This is a genomic window from Marinobacter pelagius (assembly GCF_900114925.1).
Taxonomy (GTDB): domain Bacteria; phylum Pseudomonadota; class Gammaproteobacteria; order Pseudomonadales; family Oleiphilaceae; genus Marinobacter; species Marinobacter pelagius.
Genome location: NZ_FOUR01000007.1, coordinates 71,941 through 94,693 on the forward strand (window position 1 = coordinate 71,941; position 22,753 = coordinate 94,693).

A 22,753-nucleotide genomic window follows, 5' to 3' on the forward strand; every position below is an offset into this window, starting at 1 on the left:
TCAGGAGGTATGCAAAAAAACAGGGCGGGACCTGATGCCCGGCCTGGCAACTTACAGGAGGCCGAGACCCTTGGCCAGGTTGTCCGCCGGCACGTAGCCCCGCACCATGTTGCCATCTTCCAGCAGGATGGCCGGTGTACCGGTCACCCCGACACGGCCACCAAGGCGGTACTGCTCCAGCACAGGGTTGTCACAGCTGGCAGATTCTACCGACTTGCCGGACTTGGCGGCGTCCATGGCGGCTTGCTGGTCGTCGGCGCACCATACTGAAACGTACTTGTTGAAGGACGGCGTGCCCGGGCCCGAGCGGGGGAAGGCATAGTAGTTGACGGTAATGCCGTAATCGTTGAGCTGGGGCACCTCGTCGTGCAGCTTGCGGCAATAGGGGCAATCGATGTCGGTAAACACATTGATCACCGCCTTTTCGTCACCGTTGGCCGGATAACTGATCAGGCCCTCGGACCCGTAGCTCTCCATTGCCGCCACACGCTGACCAGCCCTGCCCTGTTCGGTCACATTGGCAATACCGTTTTCGGTGATCTTGAGCAGGTCGCCGGTCAGCAGGTACTGACCATCTTCGGTGGTGTAGATGGTCTCGCCGTTGTTGCTCTGCACTTCGTACAGACCTTCGGCCTCGGATTCGCGAACCGAGGAAACCTTCAGGCCAGGCACGGCCGTGGCCAGGCGCTCAGCAATGCGGTCCTCAACCTCTCCCGCTGCTGCGGTTGCGACAAACAGGCTCGCGACCAGCCCGGCCGCAACTCCCAGCGGCTTGATATTCTTGGTGACGAACATAGATGATTCCAGTCTGATAGCGTTGGGCCCGCATGGCATGGACGGACCGGGTTGACCCTCATTGCGACAAAGGGCCGGCGCAAAAGTTCAGCGAGGATAACACATACCCGGGCATCGCCAAGGCTCAGCCCCGGGGATGATGCTCCCGGTGCATGGCGTGCAGGCGCTGACGGGCAACGTGGGTGTAGATCTGGGTCGTGGACAGGTCCGAATGCCCCAGCAGCATCTGCACCACCCGAAGATCCGCCCCGTGGTTCAGCAGATGCGTGGCAAAGGCATGGCGCAGGGTATGGGGCGACAGATGCTTGTGGATACCGGCACGCACAGCATAGTGGCGGATCCGGTGCCAGAAGGTCTGCCGGGTCATGGCCGCCGCCCGGTTACCCGGAAACAGGGCGTCACAGGGCCGGCCCTTGAGCAGTTCGGCACGCCCCTCCCGCATGTACCGGAGCAGCCAGTCCACAGCCTCTTCCCCCAGGGGCACCAGCCGTTCCTTGTCGCCCTTGCCGGTGATCCGGATCACGCCCTGGCGGATATTGACCTGGTCCACCCGCAATCCGGTCAGCTCCGACACCCGCAGGCCGCAACCGTACAGGATCTCGAGCATGGCCTTGTCACGGAGCTCCAGCGGAATGGAAATATCCGGTGCCGACAGCAGGGCCTCGACCTCTTCTTCGGTCAGAGAATCGGGAAGCCGGCGCGGAAGTCTGGGACTGTCGATCCGCAGGGTCGGATCCTCGGCGATCACTCCCTCCCGCATCAGGAAACGGTAGAAGCGTCGAACCCCGGACAGGCGACGCGCGGCAGTGGAGGTCTTGACCCCCTCGGCCAGGCCCCGGGCCATCCAGGCCAGCAGATCCGTGCGCCTGGCGGCGGTGAGCATCGGGGCGCCCGGCTGCTGCTCCAGCCATTGCGCCAGGCGCGCAAGATCCCCCCGATAGGCTTCTCGGGTTTTCTCTCCCAGGCCATCTTCAAGCCAGAGGGCGTCGGTAAACCGACGGATGATAGCGTCGTCGTCAGGTCTCACGGTACCGGTTCCCGGGCACAAAAAAGGCAGCCCCTCGAGGCTGCCTTTTTAACTGGCCCTTTGACGGTTCGTCAATCAGCCCAGCTTTTCCTTGATGCGAGCTGCCTTACCAGACAGGTCACGCAGGTAGTACAGCTTGGCCTGACGTACGTCACCACGACGCTTCACGCTGATGCTGTCGATCAGCTTGGAGTAGGTCTGGAAAGTACGCTCTACACCAACACCGTAGGAAATCTTGCGCACGGTGAAGGAGGAGTTCATGCCACGGTTGCGCTTGCCGATAACCACGCCTTCGAACGCCTGCAGACGCTCACGGTTACCCTCGGTTACGCGAACCTGAACGACCACGGTGTCACCCGGCGCGAACGCAGGGATTTCCTTGGTCATCTGTTCTGCTTCAATTTGACTGATGATGTTGTTCTTGCCGCTCATCGTAATGCTCCTGATACCCAATCTCTCAATGCCCTGATCACTCAGAGACACCCGGTTCATTCAAAATTTCTTCCAGCAGCTCACGCTCTTCGTCCGTAAGCACCCGCTTCTCCAGCAGGTCGGGGCGCCGCTCCCGGGTTCGCCTTAACGACTCCTTGAGCCGCCAACGCCGGATCTGCTCGTGGTGACCGCCCAAAAGAACTTCCGGCACCGCCTGACCTTCGTAAACTTCGGGCCGGGTGTAGTGCGGACAATCCAGCAATCCGTCGGCAAAGGAATCCTGCTCTGCCGACTGCGCATGACCCAGCGCTCCGGGGATGAGGCGTGTCACCGCATCAACAACGACCATGGCCGCCAGTTCGCCACCGGAAAGAACAAAATCACCCAGTGACACTTCCCGATCGACTTCCGTCGAGATCAGGCGTTCATCAACACCCTCGTAGCGCCCCGAAACCAGAATCAGTTGCTGCGCCTCCGCAAGGGATTCAACAACAGACTGAGTCAGGGTTTCTCCCTGGGGCGACAGGTAAACCACACAGGCTTTACCGGGTGCCGCCTCCCGAGCCGCATGAATGGCATCCCGCAGGGGCTGTATTTTCATCAGCATGCCGGGACCGCCACCGTATGGCCGGTCGTCTACCGTGCGGTGACGATCATGGGTGAATTCCCGGGGGTTCCAGCTCTCGAAGGTCAGCAGACCTTCCCGAACCGCCCTTCCGGTTATCCCGTAATCCGTAACCGCACGAAACATTTCCGGGAACAGACTGACAGCGCCAATCCACACCCGTCAGAACTCCGGATCCCAGTCAACAACCAGCCGGTTGCCAGCCAGATCCACTTCCCGGACGACCTGATCCGGCAGATAGGGAATCAGCCGCTCGCGCTGGTCTGCCGAGTCCCGGGTGGCGCGCACCACGAGGACATCGTTGGACCCTGTTTCCATAAGGTGATGAACCTTGCCCAGGTTCAGCCCCTCAACCGTGAAAACCTCCAGGCCTTCCAGCTGGTACCAGTAGTATTCGCCACTGGGCAGCTCCGGCAGCTCTGCCGTCGGGACCAGGATGTCTGCGCCACTGTATGTGCGCGCAACTTCACGGTCATCAATACCTTTAAGCCTGACGACGATCCCCTGCCCCTGGCGGCGACCCTCCTCAAGCCTGGCCGGAATCCTCTTACCGTCCAGGACCAGCGTCCAGTCCGGGTAGTTAAGGATTCCTTCCTTGGGGTCAGTGTAGGAAAAGACCTTGAGCCATCCCTTGACCCCAAACACCGAGGTAATCCGGCCGATCACAGTTTCCTGCGAATTCTGTGTCATGCCATAAACCCCGGTTTCAGTACTGTCTTACTCAGCAGCCTTCAGCAGCTGGGCAACGCGCTCGCTGGTCTGTGCGCCCTGACCGAGCCAGAATTCGACACGATCACGATCCACACGCAGACGCTCTTCCTGGCCGCGTGCGACCGGGTTGAAGAAACCAACGCGCTCAATAAAACGACCGTCGCGGGATTTGCGGCTGTCGGTGACTGTCAGATGGTAGAACGGGCGCTTCTTGGAGCCGCCACGAGCCAAACGGATTGTTACCATTTCGACCAATATCCTGTTCTGTTGTACGAACTTTGTACGATTCACGCCTGCCGGAGACGGCTGACGCGAAGACCCATACTCGAAAGGGGCGCTATTCTATGCTAAAAAAGCGCCAAAGAAAACAGGGAAACCAGCTGTTTCCCCGTTTTCGGCATAAGGCTTTTTACATACGGCCAAACGGGGGCATCCCGCCACCGCCGCCGGGCGGCATCATACCACCCATGCCGCGCATCATGTTGGCCATTCCGCCTTTCTTGCCAAACTTTTTCATCATCTTCGACATCTGCTTGTGCTGCTTGAGCAGACGGTTCACATCCTGGATCTGCGTGCCGGAGCCCGCCGCAATACGACGCTTGCGGGAGTTGTTGATGACATCCGGATAGCGGCGCTCCTTGGGTGTCATCGAGCAGATAATGGCTTCCATCTGGCCCAGCGACTTGTCATTGACCTGCTGCTGCGCCATCTGGGCCATCTGCCCCATTCCCGGCAGTTTGTCGAGCAGGCCACCAATGCCGCCCATGTTCTTCATCTGCTGCAGCTGATCCCGGAAATCCTCGAGATCGAACCCCTTGCCCTTCTTGATCTTCTTGGTGAGCTTCTGGGCCTTCTTCTGGTCCAGCTTGCGCTCGGCCTCTTCAATGAGAGACAGCACATCGCCCATACCCAGAATCCGGGAAGCCACCCGATCCGGATAGAACGGCTCCAGGGCATCGGATTTTTCGCCGACACCGAGGAACTTGATCGGTTTGCCGGTGATATGACGGACTGACAGGGCGGCACCGCCCCGGGCATCACCATCGGTCTTGGTGAGCACGACACCGGTCAGCGGCAGGGCATCATTGAAGGCCTTGGCGGTATTGGCCGCGTCCTGACCGGTCATGGAGTCGACCACGAACAGGGTTTCGACCGGCTTGACCGCCTGATGCAGGCGACCAATCTCGCCCATCATCTGTTCATCGACGTGCAGACGACCGGCGGTATCGAGAATCACAACATCTATATGCTTCTTGCGCGCCGCGCCGATCGCACCCTCGGCGATATCCACCGGATCCTGGTCCGCCGTGCTCGGGAAGAACTCGACACCCACCTCGCCGGCCAGGGTCTCCAGCTGCTTGATCGCGGCCGGACGATAGACGTCGGCACTGACCACCATCACCGATTTTTTCTGGCGCTCTTTAAGGAAGCGGGAAAGCTTGGCCACCGTGGTGGTCTTACCCGCACCCTGCAAACCCGCCATCATGATCACGGCAGGCGGCTGAACCGAGAGGTTGAGGGACTCATTACCCTCACCCATCACCCGCTCAAGCTCCTGCTGGACAACCTTGACGAACACCTGACCCGGGGTCAGGCTGCGCTGGACTTCCTGGCCAACTGCCCGCTTGCGAACTCCCTCCACGAAGTCTTTGACCACTGGGAGGGCAACGTCCGCCTCGAGCAAGGCCATGCGCACTTCGCGCAGGGTATCCTTGATGTTGTCATCGGTCAGTCGCGCCTGACCGGTAATCTTGCGCAAACTGCCGGAAAGCCGGTCCTGGAGATTTTCAAACATGCGTCTCTTCCGTACCCCGGAAATAAAATGTATACCGAATCAAAGAGCCAGACGGGCCGCCTTGATTCCTGTTGCATAATCGCGACATTATAACCAGACTATCGCCCTGAAACGACCAACCCGGTCAAATCGGCTGACAAACAGTCGCTTATCCAGCCAGTAGAGTAGTAATAAGGAAGTCATGGGAACGCTGATTCTCGCGGTCACCTCTCTCTTTTTATACAGCGTTGGTACCGCGCTGCAGGCGCTCCATTTCCGTGGACGGGTGCAAAGCAACCTGGCCATCACCACCCTCATCGGGATGCTGGCGCTGACCAGCCACGGCCTGCTGATTGCCCAGACGGTCTACTACGACGGTGGCTTCGACCTCAGCTTTTTCAAAAGCTCGCTACTGATCTCGTGGCTGATCGTCTTCCTTTTATTGGGCCTTAATCTCAGAAAACCAGTCCAGAGCCTTTTTCTTGGCGTGTACCCGCTCGCGGCACTGACCATCCTTCTGGTGCTGATCACCCATACGCCTTCCCGACTGGTTTCGGGACAAAGCTACGGCATGCTGTCCCACATCGCGTTATCGGTGACAGCCTACAGCCTGTTTACGCTGGCGGCCATCCAGGCCATCCTGCTGTACTTCCAGAACCGCCAGCTCAAGCACAACTACAACAGCCTGCTGGTCCGCAATCTGCCGCCGCTGCAAACCATGGAGTCACTGCTTTTCGAGATGGTCTGGGCCGGGGTGGTGCTACTGGTGCTGGCGATTGTCACCGGGGCCCTGTTTATCGAGGACCTCTTCGCCCAGGACCTCGCCCACAAGACGGTGTTTTCCCTGCTGTCACTGCTGGTCTTTGTGGCCCTGCTGATCGGTCGATACACCCAGGGGTGGCGCGGCATGACTGCCAGCCGATGGACCCTGGCCGGCTGCATTCTCCTGATGCTGGCCTTTTATGGCAGCAAGTTTGTCCTTGAACTGGTGTTCCACCGCGGGGGCTGAAAGGCCAACCGGATCCACCCGCTTGACACCTGACCGGAACAAAACCTATTTTCCCAACTTGTCAGTAAAATAAGGACCTCATCCTTTGAACGAAACATCGCTCACCGCGCTGTTTGCCCTCCTTGTTGCCCTCATCTGCCTGTCGGCCTTCTTCTCGAGCTCGGAGACCGGCATGATGTCGCTGAACCGGTATCGGCTGAAGCATATGGCCAAGACCGGCCACAAGGGTGCCAGGCGGGCCCAGGGACTGCTCCAGCGAACTGACCAGCTGATCGGGGTCATCCTCATCGGCAACAACTTCGTCAATATCCTGGCCTCATCCATTGCCACCGTTATCGCGATCCGGATCTGGGGTGACGCGGGTATTGCCATCGCCACCCTGCTGCTGACCATCGTCATCCTGATTTTCGCCGAGGTAACCCCGAAAACCCTGGCGGCCCTGTTCCCCGAGAAGATCGCGTTCCCGGCCAGCTACATCCTTGGCCCGCTGCTCAAGATACTCTACCCCATAGTCTGGGCGGTCAATCTCTTCACCGGGCTGATCCTCAAACTGCTCAAGGTGTCTCCGGAGGACGCCGCCTCCGAACACCTCAGCCGGGAAGAACTGCGCACCCTCGTCAATGAGGCCGGCGCCCTGATTCCCGCCAAGCACAAGGATATGCTGGTCAGCATCCTTGACCTGGAAAAGGTGACCGTGAACGACATCATGGTGCCCCGGAACGAAGTGGTTGGTGTCGACCTGGACGATGACACCGACACCATCCTCCGGCAGCTCAGAAGCAGTCAGCATACCCGGCTGCCGGTGTTCAAGGGCGACATCAACAACATCCAGGGTATCCTCCACCTGCGCAGCGCTTCCAAGCTGGTCCAGCAGGACGAGATCAACAAGGCAATGATCATGCAGCTGTGCCAGGAGCCCTACTTCATTCCGGAGAGCACTCCGCTCAATACCCAGCTGATCAACTTCCAGAAGGGCAAGCGCCGCTTCGGTATCGTCGTGGATGAGTACGGGGATGTGCTCGGGCTGGCGACGCTAGAAGACATTCTCGAGGAAATCGTCGGGGAGTTCACCACCGATTATGCCGCCACCAGCCCGGACATCATCCCCCAGGACGACGGCACCTTTATTATCGATGGCACGACCGCCGTTCGGACGATCAACAAGACCCTGGGCTGGAAACTGCCGATTGACGGGCCGAAAACCCTCAACGGCCTGATCACCGAAACCCTGGAAAACATCCCGGACACCAACGTGTGCCTGAAAGTTGATGGTCACCGGGTAGAGGTGCTCCAGATCAAGGACAACGTGGTCAAGGCCGCTATAGTGCACCCCCGCAAGCGAAAAAAGCGGTCTCTGCACCTCGGCAGTCGCTGAATTTTTTTGACAAGGCTCTCAGGATGGCGTTTATTCATGTTAATGTACGGCAAATTGCGGTAAATTTAACCAACAACGAGAACACATGGAGTTCCAGCTCGGTCATGTATCCGGTTAAGGCGTAGACAGGAGAAGGCCATGAATAAGCAGTCCGGCATACATTACCTCCGCGACCCCAAGCAAGCAGCCAGCAGCAAACCGGTTCCTGCAGAGGTTACACGTATTCGTGACACGGTGGTCGCCGGACTGGGCGATCTGCTGCAGGGAGCCTTTGACGCTGTCGACGACTCCCTGTTCGAGCTGGCTAACAATGCCCGCAGTAACAACGAGCAGAATCGCTACTTCGAGGCGATGCGGGAAATCCGCATCAAGCGCAAGGGCGTGGAGCGCCAGTTCCAGACTTCTGTCGCCGGATTGTTTGCCGATCCCCCTCGCACCGGCCAGACCCAGGGCGAAACTCCCGCCTACAGCACCAGCGCCGATACGCTGTCGCTGGTCGGTGACGAAGACCTCGAAGAGCAGGTTGCCCTCAACGCCATGATCGGCAAGGCCAGGGCCCACTTCCAGGGGCCGCTGCTTCAGCTGCAGGCGCGCTTCAGCCAGGTCTATCCGGACGCCAGTGATGAGGCCCCGGTCAACCCCATGGCCCCCGAGCATCTCTGCGGTGCCTTTATCGAGGCCATTCACGCACTGGAAATCCAGATCCGGGAACGACTCATCCTGCTCAAGCAGTTCGACCGCTACGTGGTATCGAACCTGGGCATGCTCCTGGACGAAGCCAACCGTATTCTGATCCAGGCGGGCATCATTCCCAATTTCCGGTACCACGGAAAGTCCGGCCAACAGGCGGAGAAGAAACGCACCGAGGCATCGACCGCGGCGTCGCAGTCGACGGCAGAAAGGCCCGGCACCGGCGGAGCGGCCGGTGGCGAGGAAGCCAGCCCCGTTTTCGAGCAGATCCGGCAGATGCTGGCCATGCAGCGGGCCAATGCCGGCATTCCCGCCCGATCCTCCAATACCCAGATCCGGGTTGTAGGCCATGCTGAGCTCGCCAGCCTTCTGAGCGCCATACCGCTGGCCGACTCCTATTCACCGGATGGCGACCTGAGCGAGGGCGAACCGGTGACCGTGGATCTCCGTGCCATCGTCGAGCAATTGCTGGCCAGGACAGAATCGGAAGATGGCCGCAAGCCCGCCCTTAACGAGGTAGACGAGGATCTCATCAACCTCGTATCGATGCTGTTCGAATTCATCCTGGACGACTACAACCTGTCGGCACCGGTCCAGGTACTGATCAGTCGCCTGCAGATCCCGATCCTGAAAGTGGTTATCCGGGACAAATCGTTCTTCAGCCAGGCCTCCCACCCGGCCAGGAAACTGCTCAACTCGCTGGCACGGGCCGGTATCGGCTGGAGCAAGAGCGACGAAAAGGCCAAGGACAAGCTCTACAGCCAGATCCACGAAACAGTCCAGAGAATTCTCAACGAGTTTGACGGTGATATCAGCCTGTTCGACTCCTTGAACCGGGAGTTTGAACAGTTCCTCGAACGAGAGAACCGCAAGGCGTCCCTGGTCGAGCAGCGCACCCGGGAATCCGAGCGCGGACGGATCAAGTCCCAACAGGCTCAACAGACCGTCGACACCATCCTCCGCAAGAAGCTCGCACGGCACAGATTGCCGGAAGTTGTGCGTGACCTGCTGGTCAATGGCTGGAGCCGCTTCATGTTCCTGGCTTACCTGCGGGATGATGTGGAGCACCGCTGGCAGGAGTCGGTCAAGGTAGTCGACGACCTGATCTGGTGCCTGCACCCCCATAACGGGGATGAAGAACGCGATCAGTGGGTCCGGGTCGTTCCCGGTCTGCTCAAGACCCTGCGAGCCGGCCTTGAGGAAGTTTCCTACAACTCCTCTCGACTTGACGAAACCATGGCTCAGCTGAAACACGAACTGGCAGAGGCCTTCCGCACCAACGCGGTCGCCGAGACCGTGCAGGAATCACCAGAGGAAGCCGCCGAAACCGGGGAAGAAGGCGAACTTCCCGGCGCCCAGAAGAGCGCGGTGGAACGCCAGCAGGAACTGGAGGACGCGGCTATCGCCGAATTCGTCACCCAGATCGACAGCATCGAGATCGGTGACTGGGTGGAATTCCGCCTGGTCAACGGTGCCAGTTTCCGGTGCAAGCTCTCGGCCATTATCGAAGAGGCGGATTCGTTTGTCTTCGTGAACCGCATGGGGCTCAAGGTGATCGAAAAGACCCGCCTGGAACTGGCCCACGAGATGCGTCGCGGCCGGCTCACCCTGCTGGAACAGGGCGCCCTGATTGACCGGGCACTCGACGCCGTTGTCGGCTCACTGCGGAGCAAGACCGCCTGACGCCAATGTCAGTGCCCCACCCTTCAGTAAAAGGGCTACCGGACAGCTACCGGATAGCCCTCGCGCTGTCCATTGCTATCCTCCTGCACACACTGTTCCTTTCCGGGCTTCCGTTGCCAAAAACGGAAGCGCCGGAACACCCTCACCGACTGACCCTCGAGCTGCTGACTGCCGGGGCTACCCCGGCAACATCCAGTCAGCCCGCGACACCTGCCGAGACACAGCCCTGGGAGCAACCTGCCGAGCGAAATCCCCGGTTCGAAATACCCGAACCTGCCACCGAGGTACCTCCCGAGCCCACCCGGGTTACCTCGGCATCGTCGCCCCGGACAGTCTCCGAACCTTCACCGGAGAACAGCCCGCCTGCGCCGGACCAAACCACGCCTGAACCGGCCGAACTGCAAACCAGTCCATCAAAGCCAGCCAGTGTTGCCAGCGAGGCAGGCGAGCCCGAGGAGATAAAGGAAGAGGCTGCCAACACGGAGCTGACCCGGATCACCCGGTCGCCAAGCCAGCAGGATCCCTACCTGGTCCGGCTCGCGGTACACCTGGCCAGGGAACTGGAACGACTTCGGGTGCCGGCCATTAGCCAGCTGACAGACAGTGCCAGGATGGAGATCGAGCTTCAGCTGATGAAAAATGGAGCCCTGACCCGGGCCAGAGTGGTGAAATCGACGGGGATTCAAACAGTGGACGAAGCCGCTTATCGCGCGGCCCTTGCGGCAAGCCCCTACCCGGAGCCTCCTGCGGACAGTGAAACCGGGGACCGCTTCGAGGTGGAACTGGTGTTCTCCCCGAAGCGTCTCTAATTCCCCTGGCGAAGATCAGGCCTCGGCTTGCTTGGCCGCTTCCTTGACCATCTTGGCCAGCTCACCGCTTTCGGACATCTCCAGAACGATGTCACAACCGCCTACCAGCTCGCCATTGATATAGAGCTGTGGATAGGTCGGCCAGCTTGAGTAGACCTTCAGCGCTTCCCGCAGTTCCTGGTTGTCCAGGATGTTGACGAATGCGAAACGCTCGCCACAGGCCATCAGCGCCTGCACGGTCTTGGCGGAGAAACCGCATTGCGGAGCCTGCGGGGTGCCCTTCATGTACAGAATGATCGGGTTTTCTTCGAGCTGGCTCTTGATGGTTTCATTGATGTCCATGAACATTCACCTCTGATTGAAAACGGAATCGCCCTCGGGCAATCTGCTGAGCTTATTGTACACGTGTCCGGGACCGGCCACCAAACACCCGGAAGGGGTAGGCAGCGTTGTCATCCCTCCCCCGAAGGGCTAGACTTGATGCCCCGTTTTTCCCGGCACAGCTTTCCATCAACCAGACATCAGGAACCCCGCGAGTCGCGGTTTCATTGAGGTAAGGGCCATTTCATGGCGGCACGACATTTTCTGACACTGAATGACATGTCCACCGGCGAGCTGGAGCAGCTGCTGGACCATGCAACCAAACTCCGTAACGAGTGGCGGCAGGGCAAGGTACGCGATTCCCTGAAAAACCGCGTGCTGGCCATGATCTTCGAGAAGTCCTCGACCCGCACGCGAGTGTCCTTTGAAGCCGGCATGACCCAGCTCGGCGGTTCGGCCCTGTTTCTGTCTCCCCGGGATACCCAGCTCGGGCGCGGCGAGCCCATCGAGGACTCCGCCATTGTCATCTCCAGCATGGTCGACGCGGTGATGATCCGCACCTTTGCCCATGAGACGGTCGAACGCTTTGCGGCGGCCTCCCGCGTGCCGGTGATCAATGCCCTCACCGATGATTTCCATCCGTGCCAGTTACTGGCCGACATGCAGACCTATCGCGAACACCGCGGCAGCATTCGCGGCGCCACGGTGGCCTGGATAGGCGATGGCAACAACATGTGCCATTCCTACATCAACGCAGCCACCCGCTTCGATTTTCACCTGAACGTGGCCTGCCCCGAGGGCTATGAACCCAGCGAGACCCTGATGAAGGAGCACGGCGACCGTGTCACTATCGTCCGGGATCCGGCCGAGGCCGCCAGAGGTGCCCAGCTGCTGGTCACCGACGTCTGGGCGTCCATGGGCCAGGAAGATGAGCAGAAAGCCCGGGAAAAGGCCTTCCGGGACTACCAGATCAACCCGGATCTGATGGCCGTGGCGGACAAGGACGCCCTGTTCATGCACTGCCTGCCGGCCCATCGCGGCGAAGAGATTTCCGCCGACATGATGGAACATCCGGGGTCCGTGGTCTGGGATGAGGCAGAAAACCGCCTGCATGCCCAGAAAGCCCTGCTCGAGTTCCTTATTCTCAACCGGTTGGACTGATCTATGGGTGTGCCCCCTTCCCCTGCCGGGGACTGGTTACTGGAAGTCAATAACCTGTCCTGCGGCTATGGCGCCGACTCCGTGGTCAAGGGAGTCAATTTCGCGCTCAGCCATGGCGATATTGGCTGTCTGCTTGGCCCCAGCGGCTGCGGCAAGAGTACCATCCTGCGGGCACTGGCCGGCTTCCTCCCCCTGAACAGCGGCGAGATTCGTCTGGAATCGCAGACCATCAGTCTGCCCGGCCGCACCCTGGCACCGGAGAAACGCCGGATCGGCATGGTGTTCCAGGACTATGCCCTGTTTCCCCACCTGACCATCGCCGACAACGTCGGTTTTGGTCTGAAGGGCCTGAGCAAGGCGGAACGGCGCCAGAAAGTCATGGAACTTCTGGAAGTGGTGCATCTGCAGGATCTGGCGAACAGTTACCCCCACGAACTCTCTGGCGGTCAGCAGCAACGGGTAGCCCTGGCCAGGGCACTGGCACCAGAGCCGACCCTGATCCTTCTGGATGAGCCCTTTTCCAACCTGGATGCGGACCTGCGCCGGCGCCTGAGCCTGGATGTACGGGAGATTCTCAAGACCCTTGGCATCAGTGCCATCCTGGTCACCCATGACCAGCAGGAAGCCTTTGCCATGTGTGATCAGGTTGCGGTACTGAAAGGTGGCGAACTGCTCCAGTGGGATGTTCCCTACAACCTGTACCATGAGCCGGCAAACCGGTTTGTGGCCAGTTTCGTCGGTCAGGGCGGGTTCATACCGGGCAAGGCCCTCGGGCCCGACACCATCGAATCGGAGCTGGGCGTGATCCACGGCAACCGGGCCTATAAATGGGAACCGGGCACCCTGGTGGACGTGCTCATCCGTCCGGACGACATCGTCTACGACGAGAACTCGGACCTGCGCCCGAAAGTGGTGGAAAAGACCTTTGCCGGTACCTCGACCCTTTACCGTTTCCGCTGTTCCGAGGAAACCGAGTTCGAAGCCCTGTTCCGGAGCCATTTGGACTTCCACCTGGGCGAACAGGTTCCGGTCCGGGTCGAGGCCGACCACCTCATTGCCTTCGAGCGCACCGGCTGAGATTCTTCACCGGTTACACACCCGGTCGACCGCGTCCAGCCAGCCGGCGTACAGGGATTCCCGCAGTGACGGCCTCATGTCCGGACGGAACTGGCGCTCGCACTCCCATAGCCGGGAAATCTCCTCCAGACTGCTGTAGACGCCGGTCTGCAAACCGGCCAGGTAGGCGGCGCCCAGAGCGGTGGTTTCGGTGATCCGCGGCCGGTCCACGGTGACATTGAGAATGTCTGCCAGGAACTGCATGACCCAGTCGTTCACCGCCATGCCACCATCCACCCGCAGGGATTCCAGGCGGGCGCCGTCATTCTGGATGGCCCGCACCAGGTCCTTGGTCTGGTAGCACACGGACTGCAACCCCGCTGTCACAATTTCCCCGATTCCGGTATCCCGGGTCAGCCCCATGATTGCCCCGCGGGCGTGGGGATCCCAGTGGGGGGCGCCCAGCCCCGTGAAAGCCGGAACCAGGTATACCGCGTTCTCCACCCCCACGCGCTCGGCATGGGCCAGGGACTCACCGGCATGAGCAATCAGGCCCAGACCGTCCCGCAACCACTGCATGGCCGCCCCGGCCACAAAAATACTTCCCTCCACCGCATAGGTCGGCTTGCCGTCGAGCCGGTACGACATGGTGGTCAATAACCGGTTCTCGGACCGCAGGGCCGTGTCGCCGGTATTGAGCATCAGGAAGCAACCCGTGCCGTAGGTGCTCTTGGCCATGCCGGGCTCGAAGCAGGCCTGTCCGATCAGGGCGGCGTGCTGGTCGCCGGCAATGCCCGCCACCTGAAGCTCCGCGCCCAGCCATTCCCTCTCGGTGGTGCCGAAGTCCGCGGCGCAGTCCAGCACCTCGGGCAGCAGTTGACGGGGCACGCGGAACAGGTCCAGTAGCGTGTCGTCCCAGCTCTGGGTGTGGATATTGAACAGGGCGGTACGGGAGGCATTGGTGGCGTCGGTGTAATGGGAGCGGCCACCGGTCAGGTTCCAGAGCAGCCAGCTGTCCACCGTCCCGAAGGCAAGCTCTCCGGCTTCCGCCCGGGCCCTCGCGCCCTCAACATTATCAAGGATCCAGGAGATCTTGGTGGCGGAAAAGTAGGGATCAATCAGCAGGCCTGTGCGCTCCACCACCACATTTTCAAAGCCATCCTCCTTGAGCTTGGTGCACCAGGAGGCGGTTCGGCGATCCTGCCAGACGATGGCGTGATGGATGGGCTTGCCGGTCGCCCGTTCCCAGATAACCGTGGTCTCGCGCTGGTTGGTAATCCCGATACCTGCGACATCCGCCGCGTCGATTCCCGCCCTTTCCAGGGCGGACCGGCAGACCATCAGGGTACTGTCCCAGATCTCGAGCGCGTCGTGCTCGACCCAGCCGTCACGGGGAAAGTACTGGTGGAACTCCTGCTGGGCCACGCCCACGATGGTACCGGATGGGTCGAAGATGATCGCGCGCGAGCTGGTGGTTCCCTGGTCAATCGCAAGCAGGTAGCGGGTCATGGCAAGCCTCCTTTGTTTTCCGCAAGTCTACCAGCAGAAACCATTGAAGGAGAGGCGCAGGGTCCGGAATCGGGAGGAAGGGCATAAAAAAAGGGCCGGAAAAACCGGCCCTTAAATGACGAATGAAACAAGGAAAGTTCGTAAGAACTACAACCTCAAAAGTCATCCCTTACGCTTTTGATTATGGGCATCCGGGGAAAAACCGTCAGTTGGCGTTATGTAGCGGCTTTGTTACATCAGGTGAGGCAGTGAGGCCTGGTTCACAAAACCGAATCCGCCGGCTTCCGCCTCGGCCAGACCAGGCTGAAGCGTGCGCCGCCAAGCTCATCGCTCCTGCTGACGAAGGCCTGGCCACCATGCCAATAGAGGATTCGGCGAACTATGGACAAACCCAGTCCATAGCCGCCCGAGGTCCGCGTCCGGCTGTCATCGAGCCGGGCAAACGCGGTAAAGACCTTCTCCCAGTCCTCTTCGGGGACACCCGGGCCGTCATCCTCGACATCCACCCGGCAGTTGTCCTCATCAATCCGGCAACGAACCAGCACGCGGCCGTTGGCGTAACGCCCGGCATTACCCACCAGGTTCTGGATCGCCCTGTGGATGTACCTTGGTTCGATATCCGACAATGAGCAACGCTCGGTGTCTTCGTCTATATCACTCTCGATGCTGAGGTCCGGGCGAATCAACCTCTGCTCGGAAACCACCTGGCGCACAACCTCCGTTACCGAGTGCTCCCGCAACGAGAACACCGGGCCGCCCTGCTCCAGGCGGGCATAGGTGAGAATCTCGTCAATCAGTTCATCCAGCTCCTGGATGTCGCCATCAATCCCCTCCAGCTGCTTCTGCAGCATGTCCTGGTCCTGACAATCCTCGATCATCTGGACCCCGAAACGGATCCGGGCCACCGGGGTGCGCAGCTCATGGGAGACGGCATGAATCATCTCGCGCTGCACCTGCACCAGGCGCTGGATATGCTCCGCCATGCCATTGAAGGCGGCCGCCAGGCGGCTTACCAGGGTGCCGGTGCCTGCGTCCACGCGCGCTCCCATCTCACCCCGGGCAATCCGGACGGCCACCGATTCCACCTGCCGAAGATTGTTGTCCACGGCCTTGATCGCCAGCCACAAAGCCAGGGCCAGAACGCCGCCAACGAGTAATACCAGGAGAGTGATTACGGGCCATCCGTAGGGCGAGAACGGGGCCGGCAGCTCCACGTTCACCAGGGCGCCGTCACTCAGTCTCAACAGGGCGTCGCGACGGTCTCCGTGGTCCGGGCCGTACAACACCACATCCTGCTCGGTGATCTGCTGCAACACCGGAGCGGGGGGCAACATCCCGGCCTCATCCAGCCATTCGATGGACACTCCCAGGTGACTGGCCAGGCGTACTGCCATGTCTTCCCTCCCCGCCCTGTTCACCGACTCCAGGTGCCAACGGACAACCAGGGCCAGGGCCCTGGAAACGCCCAGGTATGGCTCTTCAAAGCGCATCTGCAGGATGGTCCCGGCCGGAGTCTCGACCATCAGCCGGTAACCGATCGGTGCTTCTTCCGCCACGACCTGTCCATAGCCCAGGCGCTCTCCAATCACCGGCGATAATTCCATTTCTTCGGGGGGAAGGTTTTTCAGGCCATACCAGGCAGCCAGCCAGTGATACTGCTGCTCCGGCGACGGTGTCGCGGCCAGCCATCGCATCAGGGGTTCGGGAAAGCGCTCCAGCCAGAACTGGTGCCGGACGGAGTTGAGGCCATTGAAAAGGACAATACACAGGAGAACCACCAGTGCGGCCACACCGGCAAGACGGGCGTAAAGTTTGAGGAAAAGCTTCAGGGACATGTCAGGAATCCTGGCAGGCCCGCCCCGCCCCCATACTGCCCGGGGTTCGGAGCCGGCAACAGGAACGTCAGGCTTCCTTCACAAATAGGTAGCCCTTGCTGCGAACGGTCTTGATCCGGCGCGGATGGATAGGATCATCACCGATCTTCGGGCGGATCCGCGACACCCGGACATCAATTGAACGGTCCTGACCATCGTATTCAATGCCCCGGAGAGCGGTAAATATCTCTTCACGACTCAGCACACGACCGGCGTTACTGGCCAGCAACCAGAGCAGGTCGAACTCCGCACTGGTCAGGTCAATGCTCTGGTCACTGAGCCAGGCTTCCCGCATGGAGCGGTCCACGATCAGGTCATTGAACTGGAGTCGAACCGGCTCCTCAGCGGCAGCCTCTTCACCACCACCCTGGCCGGATTCGGTCACCCGCCTCAGCATGGCACGGATACGGGCCAGCAGGACCCTCGGCTTGACCGGCTTGCTGATGTAGTCGTCAGCGCCCATCTCCAACCCGAGCACCTGGTCCAGGTCATCGGTACGGGCGGTGAGCATGATGATCGGGCCGTTATAGAACGGACGCACCTTGCGACAGACCGACAGGCCATCTTCACCGGGCAACATCAGGTCCAGAACCACCAGATCCGGCTGCTCGCTGCGGATCCGTTCGACCGCTGCCGAACCGTTTGCCTCAAGGCTTACGATCAGTCCATTGCTTTCCAGATATTCACGGGTCAGCTCTGCGAGCCGTTCGTCGTCCTCAACAATGAGAATTCGCCAACTTTCGTTCGTCTGTTCCACGCCATCCATCTCTGGTTTTGTTATTCCGGTTTCGGTTGCTTACAGCTCCTGACAATACAGGCAACCCGATGTAACAGCAATTATACATGCAATTCAGAAATATACATGGAAGCGCCTCGCCGTTACACCCCGTGACAAATCGGCCTGCACTGACAACGCCTGTCATAGAGCGGTCATTGGACAGTCACCCCAGTGTCACAGCCGGTTCATAGCCTTGTCGGTAAATGGACACAAAGAGACCAAGCCATGACCGCACAAACCGCGAAAGCCAGGCAAAGCTCACGACAGCTCCGTACCGACATCACCCGTGACCCGGCCACCATCGAGCAGGCCCAGCGCCTTCGCTACGAGGTTTTCTCCGCAGAATACGGCAGTGACCTCGGCGCCACCACACCCGGCATTGACGCCGACGCCTACGACACACTCTGCGATCATCTGATCGTGATCGACAGCCGGACCGGCAACCTGATTGCCACCACCCGGGTACTGCCTGAAAGCCGGATCAGGGAGGTCAGCGAGTTCTATTCGGCGGGGGAATTCGATCTCTCCGCCCTGGCCTCGCTGTCCGGAAGCGTGGCCGAACTGGGACGTACCTGCGTCCACCCCGACTACCGTAACGGTGCCACCATCAGCCTGCTCTGGGCCACCCTGGCGGAGTACCTGATCAGACACGGTATCGACTACCTGATTGGCTGCGCCAGCATCGGCATGTCCGACGGCGGCCACAAGGCCTGGCGGATTGCCAATCACCTTCAGGCCACTTACCTGGCCGACGAGTCGTTCCGGGTCACGCCGCTACGGGAATTGCCGCACCTGACGAACGCCCCGGCCACCGACCGCCCGGTCGATGTTCCGCCACTGATCCGCGCCTACATGCGACTGGGCGCGAGGGTGTGCGGTGCCCCCTGCTGGGATCCGGAATTCCGGTGTGCTGATTTGCTGGTACTGCTGGAAGTGGACAATCTGGCCGCCCGGTACAGCCGCCATTTCATGGGCCGGGCGTCGTGAACCCGGCCAGGTCAATCCGATGATCGGCTCACTGCGACTGGCCATTCGCCTGGGTGCCTTTACCCTGTTTCTGGCGGCCATCACCGTCCTCGCCCTGGCTCTCAGGGTCGGAGATGTCTTGACCGGGAAAAAACTGGACCGAACGCCCTGGGCGGGCCGCTGCTTCCGGGGTGCCTGCCGTTGCCTTGGTCTGGACATACGATGGCATGGACCGACACCACAGGCCAATTCCCTGGTGGTCAGCAACCACATCAGCTGGTGCGATATTCCCATCCTGGGCGGGCTGGCGCCGGCCCGGTTCCTGTCCAAGGCCGAGGTGGCGGAATGGCCCCTGATCGGCTGGCTGGCCAGGCAGGCCGGCACCCTGTTCATCAAGCGTGGAGGGGGGCAGGCACGACAGGTGAAATCCGCCATCCGGTCTGCCCTGGCGTCCGGGGAATCGGTGCTGATCTTCCCGGAGGGCACTACCAGTGCCGGTCTGACTGTACTTCCGTTTCACGGCCTGTTACTGAGCGCCGCCCGGGAGGCCAACGTCACAATCCAGCCGGCGACCATCTGCTATCGGCGGGAAGGTCGACCCGACCATGTGGCTCCGTTCATCGGTGACGATGCCTTCCACAGTCACCTGATCCGGTTGCTGAAAAACCCCGCATCCCGGGTCGATGTGCTGTTCCATGAGCCAGTAGCAACGACTGGCGACCTCAAGTCATCGGAACTGGCCCGCCAGCTTCAGGAGACTGTTCTGGACGGCCTGCACCGATTGCAGGCCGGTGAAGCGGACCGGGCTGCGGCGCCGGTCAGAACAGGGGCCGTCCCTGGGCTATCTCGTCTTCGGTAGCCTCGCGGCGACCGACAATTTCCAGATCGAAATACAGGGTGAAGCCGGCCAGGGGATGATTGGCATCCACTTTCACCAGGTTTCCGTCGATGCCGACTACCTGCACCACCTGGGCCTCATCCCCGGTATTGGTCTGGAACTTCATGCCCACCTGGAGGTTTTCCACGCCCTCGAACAGCGAGCGCGGCACCTTGCGCACCAGCTCTTCCCGATGCTCTCCGTAAGCCATGGACGGTGGAATGGTAACCTCCAGACAATCCCCCACATTCCGGTCCTTCACGGCTTCCTGGATGCCCTTGATGATCTCGGGGCTGCCATAGACAAAATGCAGGGGCTCGCTGCCCTCGGAGGTATCGACCAGTTCTCCGGCCTTGTTTTTCAGGACATAGTGAACGGTAAAGACATCGGGCTTGGTATCGGGTTCTTGCATCAGGTTTCCGAGTTTCCTGTATCCGGTGGTGTTTCAAGCTGCTGCAGGCCGTGAATGACCAGTCGCTGATCCAGCTTTTCCCGCAGGCCACGGGGATTTCGCAATCCCATTCGTTCCAGCAGGGGCTGGTAACGCCCCTCCTCATCATTGGCCCGGGCAGCCTGCCAAAGGGTCGACAGTTTACCACGGCGGGTGGCCGTTGCGGCCTTGAGCCCTTTAAGGGCTTTCCCTAACGTCAATTCCTCATCCGTGAAATCCCGACCGAACGGGAAGGCGGCGAACCGGTCGCCATTGCCTGCGGCGGCCAACGCCGCCCGTATGGCCTGCGGCGTGTTATTACACCAGGAGGCCGGCAGGTTGAAGGACGGGTCCACCTTGCCAGCCTGCTGGGCCTGTTTGAGCAGCTCCTGCTGGAACCGTGAGTCGGCGATGCGGATCAGGCGCAGGTAAACCTCCTCGTCGGACTGGCCCCGGAGATCGGCGATGCCGTACTCGGTCACCACGATGTCCCGCAAGTGCCGGGGGATGGTGCAATGGGCATAGTTGAAGACGATATTGGAAAAGGTCTTGCCTTTCGACGTGCGCGTTGCTCGCATGGTCAGGATGGAACGCGCGCCGGGCAGTTCATGGGCCATGGCGACAAAGTTGTACTGCCCGCCAACACCGCTGACCACACGACCATCATCCAGGCCGTCAGACACCGCCGCACCACTGAGCGTATACATCATGGCGGAATTCACAAACCGGCCATGCCGCCGCTGAGCCGCTTTGAGCCGCTGCCTGCCGAACGGGTGATCATAGAGATGGTTGATGTAATTGACACTGGTCATGCAGATCCGGTCGCGCTGATGCCCCGGCATGTCCCGCAATGACTGATAGAAGCTTTCCGGCCCCACATAGAAGGCGCCATGCATGCTGATGCCCCCTTTCAGGCTATCACCCAGCATCAGGGATTCGATAACCCCGCGGGTTTCAGGATTGTCCAGGTCGCCGTCCACGGATTGCCCGGAAGCCAGCAGGCGACCGCCTTTGAACTCAACCTCCGGTGCAAAAATCCCCCAGCGGACGAGCCAGTTTACATCCCTGGCTCTGAGCGGGGAGTCGATCAGCTCCGCCTCTCGCAGGCTGTCGAGCATGGCCAGGCTCGGAGTCATGTCAATGTCGCCCCGGTTGATCAGCTCCTGCAAACCGGCGTGGTCAAACACCTGGCGGGACAGGATGCCGGCTTCCATCAGGTACAGGAAGCCATCCACCATCATCTCACTGCAGCCGTAGATGCCTTCGTCGAAGCGACCCGTGCCGCCGTACTCGTTCACCACCGGAAACTCGTCGCCGACCCTGAGATGGTCGAAGAGAGCTCTCCAGTCATCGTTATGCTTGTGGCGCAGGATGGCACTGTAGACAAACGCGGCGCCCAGTGAGCCAATACCCACCTGGAGGGTTCCACCATCCTTCAACAGGCAGCTGGCGTAGAACCCGATCATGTGATCTTCCGGACTGATCGCCATCTGTGGCGCCGAGAACAGGGGATAGTCGGTGGAGGGCTGATCCAGGACCACGTCGAAGTTGCTTTCATCAATGGCGGCGTGGCGTCCCATGAAGGGCAGATTGGCGTTCAGTTCGGCCACCAGCGCCACCGGCGTGCCGCCGGCTTCCATTTCCCGCATCAGGGGAAGAAGATCGAGGGTCAGATCCGGGTTGCAACTCAGGCTCACTTTGCCCGGCGCGCCGTGGCTGTCGCCCGGCGACACCAGCTGCCCCAGAACATTCACCCCCAGCGCCATCAGATCCCGGATGGCATGGGTATAATTGGTGCAGACGTAATTCCGTTGCTGGCCCTGATTATTCAGTTGGGCGCCGGCCTTGAAATAGAACTCGGAGACGGTGACATTGGCAGGCAGACGGTTGCGCGAGACATCCCGGGCAAAGGCGAGGTCCGGAATACTACCGTAAAGGCGCTCGGCGAAGGGGCCCATGAACCGCTGCTCCAGGGAGGAGCTCCCTCTGGGCGCCAGCAGGGACAATGCCGTGAAAATGTGCAACTGGATTTCCGGGTCCTGCTTCGCCCGCTCATACAAGGCGTTCACGAAGCGAATCGGTTTGCCCAGCCCGAGGGGCAACCCGAGGGTAATCTCCTGGCCGACCCGGCGAATCACCTCATCCACGCAGGCATTCACGTCTTGCAGGCGTTGACTGCTTTCCGACATCACCAAGCTCCTTCTTGTTCTCCGGACCACAACAGGGTTATGGGCAGATAATCACACGGGAGGGCCGCGCAGACAATGCGCCAGATCAGTATCCAGACTGGTTGGAATTGGAAAGGTGGGGCAGACAGGGAAGGTAAAACAGGGCAAGCGGGAAGTCAGGCGTGGTTCAGATTCAGAAGTTCCACTTCAGGTTGAGACAGGCGCCCTCATTGAGCAGGGCAATACCGTGGTCCGCCTGAGCCGGATCAGACGCGTATTGCTTGCCATCGGACCGGGACCGGGTAAAGGTGAGGCTGAGCAGGCGCGAGCCGATTTCGGTGAAAGCCTCGGAGCTGTCCTCCTCGAAGTTCCCCACGGTACGCTCCTGGACCTGGTAGATCTCCTGCACGGTATTCACCGGTTCCGGTTCCTCACCAAACGGGCGCTCGGCTGCATCGGCGCGGACGACAAAAGCGACGAGATTGAGGACAAGCAGGGCGACAAAAATACGAATAATCATGACACTGACGAAGACCTGTAAACCGGGATAGAGAATGCTCGATGACCTAGGCTAAAGTCTAATGAATGATCCCGGAAAAGATGTGACTTTGCACACAATCACGCCGACTTTTTGTCAATTTTTAGCCGCTTTTTTGTCAAAAAATAATCCCCAATTTTTCAGA

At 60.3% G+C, this 22,753-nt stretch carries 22 protein-coding genes; 8 read left to right on the forward strand and 14 right to left on the reverse strand.

What is annotated here, in order from left to right:
• Nucleotides 1-51 precede the first annotated feature (51 nt).
• The 7 genes from BM254_RS13890 to ffh all read right to left on the reverse strand — a co-directional run bounded on the left by BM254_RS13890 (nt 52) and on the right by ffh (nt 5,385).
• Nucleotides 52-795 (reverse strand): DsbC family protein, encoded by a 744-nt coding sequence (locus BM254_RS13890; protein ID WP_092004882.1) that lies wholly within the window; start codon nt 793-795, stop codon nt 52-54.
• Between the two features lie 124 nt (nt 796-919).
• On the reverse strand, nt 920-1,822 hold the full coding sequence (gene xerD / locus BM254_RS13895) for a site-specific tyrosine recombinase XerD (RefSeq protein WP_092004885.1): 903 nt from the start codon (nt 1,820-1,822) through the stop codon (nt 920-922).
• 75 nt (nt 1,823-1,897) lie between these two features.
• Nucleotides 1,898-2,254, reverse strand: coding sequence for a 50S ribosomal protein L19 (rplS, locus tag BM254_RS13900; protein WP_092004888.1), 357 nt, complete (start codon nt 2,252-2,254; stop codon nt 1,898-1,900).
• Nucleotides 2,255-2,291: 37 nt separating this feature from the next.
• Nucleotides 2,292-3,038 carry a tRNA (guanosine(37)-N1)-methyltransferase TrmD gene (trmD, locus tag BM254_RS13905; RefSeq protein ID WP_092004891.1) on the reverse strand — a complete coding sequence of 249 codons (747 nt, stop codon included), beginning with the start codon at nt 3,036-3,038 and terminating at the stop codon, nt 2,292-2,294.
• Nucleotides 3,039-3,041: 3 nt separating this feature from the next.
• Nucleotides 3,042-3,569, reverse strand: coding sequence for a ribosome maturation factor RimM (gene rimM / locus BM254_RS13910; protein ID WP_092004894.1), 528 nt, complete (start codon nt 3,567-3,569; stop codon nt 3,042-3,044).
• Nucleotides 3,570-3,596: 27 nt separating this feature from the next.
• Nucleotides 3,597-3,836 (reverse strand): 30S ribosomal protein S16, encoded by a 240-nt coding sequence (gene rpsP / locus BM254_RS13915; protein WP_069184097.1) that lies wholly within the window; start codon nt 3,834-3,836, stop codon nt 3,597-3,599.
• 163 nt (nt 3,837-3,999) lie between these two features.
• Entirely contained in the window at nt 4,000-5,385 is a 1,386-nt protein-coding gene (gene ffh, locus BM254_RS13920; RefSeq protein WP_092004897.1) for a signal recognition particle protein, read from the reverse strand.
• Nucleotides 5,386-5,566: 181 nt separating this feature from the next.
• Here ffh and BM254_RS13925 point away from each other — a divergent pair, with 181 nt between their 5' ends.
• From BM254_RS13925 to BM254_RS13940, 4 genes are all read left to right on the forward strand, one after another.
• Nucleotides 5,567-6,373: a cytochrome C assembly family protein gene (locus tag BM254_RS13925; RefSeq protein WP_092004900.1), complete on the forward strand. Its 807-nt coding sequence runs from the start codon at nt 5,567-5,569 to the stop codon at nt 6,371-6,373.
• 85 nt (nt 6,374-6,458) lie between these two features.
• Entirely contained in the window at nt 6,459-7,748 is a 1,290-nt protein-coding gene (locus BM254_RS13930; RefSeq protein WP_092004903.1) for an HlyC/CorC family transporter, read from the forward strand.
• A gap of 138 nt (nt 7,749-7,886) precedes the next feature.
• Nucleotides 7,887-10,121 (forward strand): DUF1631 domain-containing protein, encoded by a 2,235-nt coding sequence (locus tag BM254_RS13935; RefSeq protein WP_092004906.1) that lies wholly within the window; start codon nt 7,887-7,889, stop codon nt 10,119-10,121.
• Nucleotides 10,122-10,126: 5 nt separating this feature from the next.
• A complete protein-coding gene (locus BM254_RS13940; RefSeq protein ID WP_092004909.1) occupies nt 10,127-10,930 on the forward strand; it encodes a TonB family protein in 804 nt (267 codons plus the stop codon).
• A 15-nt stretch (nt 10,931-10,945) separates the two neighbouring features.
• Here the strand turns inward: BM254_RS13940 and grxD are convergent, their stop codons facing one another.
• Nucleotides 10,946-11,272, reverse strand: coding sequence for a Grx4 family monothiol glutaredoxin (gene grxD, locus BM254_RS13945; RefSeq protein WP_092004912.1), 327 nt, complete (start codon nt 11,270-11,272; stop codon nt 10,946-10,948).
• 225 nt (nt 11,273-11,497) lie between these two features.
• Between grxD and argF the strand changes: the two genes are divergently transcribed.
• On the forward strand, nt 11,498-12,412 hold the full coding sequence (argF, locus tag BM254_RS13950; RefSeq protein WP_092004915.1) for an ornithine carbamoyltransferase: 915 nt from the start codon (nt 11,498-11,500) through the stop codon (nt 12,410-12,412).
• Between the two features lie 3 nt (nt 12,413-12,415).
• Entirely contained in the window at nt 12,416-13,489 is a 1,074-nt protein-coding gene (locus BM254_RS13955) for an ABC transporter ATP-binding protein (RefSeq protein ID WP_092004918.1), read from the forward strand.
• A 6-nt stretch (nt 13,490-13,495) separates the two neighbouring features.
• Here the strand turns inward: BM254_RS13955 and glpK are convergent, their stop codons facing one another.
• The 3 genes from glpK to BM254_RS13970 form a co-directional block, all read right to left on the reverse strand.
• On the reverse strand, nt 13,496-14,977 hold the full coding sequence (glpK, locus tag BM254_RS13960) for a glycerol kinase GlpK (protein ID WP_092004920.1): 1,482 nt from the start codon (nt 14,975-14,977) through the stop codon (nt 13,496-13,498).
• Between the two features lie 260 nt (nt 14,978-15,237).
• A complete protein-coding gene (locus tag BM254_RS13965; RefSeq protein ID WP_092004923.1) occupies nt 15,238-16,812 on the reverse strand; it encodes an ATP-binding protein in 1,575 nt (524 codons plus the stop codon).
• A 67-nt stretch (nt 16,813-16,879) separates the two neighbouring features.
• The gene (locus BM254_RS13970; protein ID WP_092004926.1) at nt 16,880-17,617 is read right to left on the reverse strand and encodes a response regulator; all 738 of its coding nucleotides are present in this window, start codon (nt 17,615-17,617) and stop codon (nt 16,880-16,882) included.
• A gap of 237 nt (nt 17,618-17,854) precedes the next feature.
• On the opposite strand from BM254_RS13970, the gene BM254_RS13975 reads away from it, so the two are divergent.
• A complete protein-coding gene (locus BM254_RS13975) occupies nt 17,855-18,616 on the forward strand; it encodes a GNAT family N-acetyltransferase (RefSeq protein ID WP_092004929.1) in 762 nt (253 codons plus the stop codon).
• 19 nt (nt 18,617-18,635) lie between these two features.
• Nucleotides 18,636-19,454: a lysophospholipid acyltransferase family protein gene (locus tag BM254_RS13980; protein WP_092004932.1), complete on the forward strand. Its 819-nt coding sequence runs from the start codon at nt 18,636-18,638 to the stop codon at nt 19,452-19,454.
• On the opposite strand, the gene BM254_RS13985 is transcribed toward BM254_RS13980, so the two are convergent.
• The 3 genes from BM254_RS13985 to BM254_RS13995 all read right to left on the reverse strand — a co-directional run bounded on the left by BM254_RS13985 (nt 19,414) and on the right by BM254_RS13995 (nt 22,590).
• Complete coding sequence (locus BM254_RS13985) at nt 19,414-19,884, reverse strand: FKBP-type peptidyl-prolyl cis-trans isomerase (RefSeq protein ID WP_092004936.1); 471 nt, start codon at nt 19,882-19,884, stop codon at nt 19,414-19,416. The genes BM254_RS13980 and BM254_RS13985 overlap by 41 nt on opposite strands.
• Nucleotides 19,884-22,091, reverse strand: coding sequence for an acetyl-CoA hydrolase/transferase C-terminal domain-containing protein (locus tag BM254_RS13990; RefSeq protein WP_092004939.1), 2,208 nt, complete (start codon nt 22,089-22,091; stop codon nt 19,884-19,886). Before BM254_RS13990 ends, BM254_RS13985 begins: the two co-directional genes overlap by 1 nt.
• A gap of 172 nt (nt 22,092-22,263) precedes the next feature.
• The gene (locus BM254_RS13995; RefSeq protein WP_092004942.1) at nt 22,264-22,590 is read right to left on the reverse strand and encodes a hypothetical protein; all 327 of its coding nucleotides are present in this window, start codon (nt 22,588-22,590) and stop codon (nt 22,264-22,266) included.
• Between the last annotated feature and the right edge of the window lie 163 nt (nt 22,591-22,753).

Bases quoted from the DNA above. Each gene is read 5' to 3' on its own strand.
- BM254_RS13890 (WP_092004882.1), bottom strand. From the start codon at position 795: ATGTTCGTCACCAAGAATATCAAGCCGCTGGGAGTTGCGGCCGGGCTG.
- rplS (WP_092004888.1), bottom strand. From the start codon at position 2,254: ATGAGCGGCAAGAACAACATCATCAGTCAAATTGAAGCAGAACAGATG.
- rimM (WP_092004894.1), bottom strand. From the start codon at position 3,569: ATGACACAGAATTCGCAGGAAACTGTGATCGGCCGGATTACCTCGGTG.
- rpsP (WP_069184097.1), bottom strand. From the start codon at position 3,836: ATGGTAACAATCCGTTTGGCTCGTGGCGGCTCCAAGAAGCGCCCGTTC.
- ffh (WP_092004897.1), bottom strand. From the start codon at position 5,385: ATGTTTGAAAATCTCCAGGACCGGCTTTCCGGCAGTTTGCGCAAGATT.
- BM254_RS13925 (WP_092004900.1), top strand. From the start codon at position 5,567: ATGGGAACGCTGATTCTCGCGGTCACCTCTCTCTTTTTATACAGCGTT.
- BM254_RS13935 (WP_092004906.1), top strand. From the start codon at position 7,887: ATGAATAAGCAGTCCGGCATACATTACCTCCGCGACCCCAAGCAAGCA.
- BM254_RS13940 (WP_092004909.1), top strand. From the start codon at position 10,127: ATGTCAGTGCCCCACCCTTCAGTAAAAGGGCTACCGGACAGCTACCGG.
- grxD (WP_092004912.1), bottom strand. From the start codon at position 11,272: ATGGACATCAATGAAACCATCAAGAGCCAGCTCGAAGAAAACCCGATC.
- argF (WP_092004915.1), top strand. From the start codon at position 11,498: ATGGCGGCACGACATTTTCTGACACTGAATGACATGTCCACCGGCGAG.
- BM254_RS13955 (WP_092004918.1), top strand. From the start codon at position 12,416: ATGGGTGTGCCCCCTTCCCCTGCCGGGGACTGGTTACTGGAAGTCAAT.
- glpK (WP_092004920.1), bottom strand. From the start codon at position 14,977: ATGACCCGCTACCTGCTTGCGATTGACCAGGGAACCACCAGCTCGCGC.
- BM254_RS13965 (WP_092004923.1), bottom strand. From the start codon at position 16,812: ATGTCCCTGAAGCTTTTCCTCAAACTTTACGCCCGTCTTGCCGGTGTG.
- BM254_RS13970 (WP_092004926.1), bottom strand. From the start codon at position 17,617: ATGGATGGCGTGGAACAGACGAACGAAAGTTGGCGAATTCTCATTGTT.
- BM254_RS13975 (WP_092004929.1), top strand. From the start codon at position 17,855: ATGACCGCACAAACCGCGAAAGCCAGGCAAAGCTCACGACAGCTCCGT.
- BM254_RS13980 (WP_092004932.1), top strand. From the start codon at position 18,636: ATGATCGGCTCACTGCGACTGGCCATTCGCCTGGGTGCCTTTACCCTG.
- BM254_RS13985 (WP_092004936.1), bottom strand. From the start codon at position 19,884: ATGCAAGAACCCGATACCAAGCCCGATGTCTTTACCGTTCACTATGTC.
- BM254_RS13990 (WP_092004939.1), bottom strand. From the start codon at position 22,091: ATGTCGGAAAGCAGTCAACGCCTGCAAGACGTGAATGCCTGCGTGGAT.
- BM254_RS13995 (WP_092004942.1), bottom strand. From the start codon at position 22,590: ATGATTATTCGTATTTTTGTCGCCCTGCTTGTCCTCAATCTCGTCGCT.